A 2,120-nucleotide genomic window follows, 5' to 3' on the forward strand; every position below is an offset into this window, starting at 1 on the left:
AATGCCATCGGCCCAGTCATCGCGATGTCGACGATCGCGCTCGGGATGTTCATCGTCACCGAAGCCACGCTGTCCTACCTCGGGGTCGGACTGCCGCCCTCGGTGGTGTCGTGGGGCGGCGACATCAACGTCGATCAAATCCGGTTGCGGGCCGGATCGCCGATTTTGTTCTATCCGGCTGGTGCGCTGGCGATCACCGTGCTGGCATTCCTGATCATGGGCGACGTGCTGCGCGACGCCTTGGACCCGACGTCGCGGGCGAGGCGGCCATGACGCGCGCCGGCGACGATGCAGAGCAAAGGAGCGATGTGGGGGCACCTCCCGCTTGCGGGGGAGCGGCGCAGATGAGAACGTCTGAGTCGCCACTGCTGAGCGTCGCCGGTCTGGAGGTCGGGTTCGGTGACGACGCTCCGGCGGTGCGGGGAGTGGATCTTGAGGTGCGCAGCGGGCAGACCGTGGCGATCGTCGGCGAATCGGGTTCGGGCAAGTCCACCACCGCTGCGGCGATTCTGGGTCTGCTGCCGCTGGGAGGTCGAATCACGGCCGGGCGCATCCTGTTTGACGGGGTCGACCTCACCGCGGCCGGCCGGCGACAGCTTCGATCGATCCGGGGCAACGGCATCGGTTACGTGCCACAGGATCCGATGACCAACCTGAATCCGGTGTGGAAGGTGGGTTTTCAGGTACGAGAAGCGCTGCGCGCCAACAATGTCGATCGCCAAGCAGTCCAGCTGCTCGCCGACGCCGGTATGTCCGATCCGGCATTGCGCGCCCGGCAGTACCCGCACCAATTGTCCGGCGGTATGTGTCAGCGCGCCCTGATCGCCATCGGGTTGGCCGGCCGGCCGCGGCTGTTGATCGCCGACGAACCGACCTCAGCGCTGGACGTCACCGTCCAGCGTCAGGTGCTCGACCATCTGCAGCAACTCGCGGGTGAACTGGGCACCGCGGTGCTGCTGATCACCCATGATCTCGCGCTGGCCGCCGAACGAGCCGAGCGCCTGATAGTCCTGTACCAGGGCGCGGTGGTGGAAACCGGAGTGGCACAGCAGATTCTGGGCGATCCACAGCATCCCTACACCCGGCGTTTGGTGGCGGCCGCGCCATCGCTACATGACAAGCCCCTCGCAAGGACCGTCACGACGGAGGGGCCGGACGTAATCGTCGCCTCGGGGTTGACCAAGGTCTACCGGCCGTCGCGCGGAGCGCCGTGGCGCAAGGCAGAGGTGCGCGCCGTCGACGACGTGTCGTTCCGATTGCGCCGAGGTACCACACTGGCGATCGCGGGCGAATCCGGCTCTGGAAAGTCGACCCTGGCCCGGATGGTGCTTGGTCTGCTTCAACCCAGTTCGGGCACAGTGCTTTTCGAGGGCCTCGACGTTTCCGACACCGCATCACTGGGCCGCGGGCAGACGCTGGCGTTTCGCCGCCGAGTGCAGCCGGTGTTCCAGAATCCTTACGGCAGCCTGGATCCGATGTACTCGGTTGCGCACATCATCTCCGAGCCGTTGCGGATCCATCGGATCGGCGACCGCCGTCAACGTCAGCAGACCGTCCGTGAGCTCTGCGAGCAGGTCGCGCTGCCGCCGTCGCTGCTGAACCGGCGACCGCGCGAACTGTCCGGAGGGCAACGTCAGCGGGTCGCGATCGCACGTGCCTTGGCGCTGCGACCGGAGGTCCTGGTGTGTGACGAGGCGGTCTCCGCGCTCGACGTCGTGGTGCAGGCGCAGATCCTGGAATTGCTTGCCGAGTTGCAGGCCGCTCTCGGCCTGACGTATCTGTTCATCAGCCACGACCTGGCGGTCATCCGGCAGATCGCCGACGAGGTCATGGTCATGCGCGCGGGCCGGGTGGTCGAGCATGCGGCTACCGAGGACGTCTTCACCACGCCGCGCGATGACTACACCCGGCAACTACTGGCCGCAATCCCGAGCGCCGCGGCTGGCTATCGTGACAGCTCGTGACCTGCGCCGGCGACGATGCAGTGGGGGCACCTCCCAGCCACGGAGCGGCGAGGGGGATGAAGCGATGAGGAGGAGCGGCGCGAATGACCTCTGACCCGCTGGCTCCGCTGATGGAGCTGCCCGGTGTGGCCGCCGCCAGCGACCAGGCTCGTGAGG

3 protein-coding genes are annotated in these 2,120 nt (G+C 67.1%); all 3 read left to right on the forward strand.

Annotation, left to right across the window (positions count from 1 at the left end):
* The coding region (locus tag WAN02_RS08315; RefSeq protein ID WP_422263679.1) for an ABC transporter permease subunit at positions 1 to 273 on the forward strand (273 nt) is incomplete at its 5' end.
* A gap of 71 nt (positions 274 to 344) precedes the next feature.
* Positions 345 to 1,964: a dipeptide ABC transporter ATP-binding protein gene (locus tag WAN02_RS08320; RefSeq protein WP_422263680.1), complete on the forward strand. Its 1,620-nt coding sequence runs from the start codon at positions 345 to 347 to the stop codon at positions 1,962 to 1,964.
* A gap of 83 nt (positions 1,965 to 2,047) precedes the next feature.
* Positions 2,048 to 2,120: hypothetical protein (locus WAN02_RS08325; RefSeq protein WP_422263681.1), on the forward strand; the 73-nt coding region annotated here is incomplete at its 3' end.

Source organism: Mycobacterium sp., from assembly GCF_049281135.1.
Taxonomy (GTDB): domain Bacteria; phylum Actinomycetota; class Actinomycetes; order Mycobacteriales; family Mycobacteriaceae; genus Mycobacterium.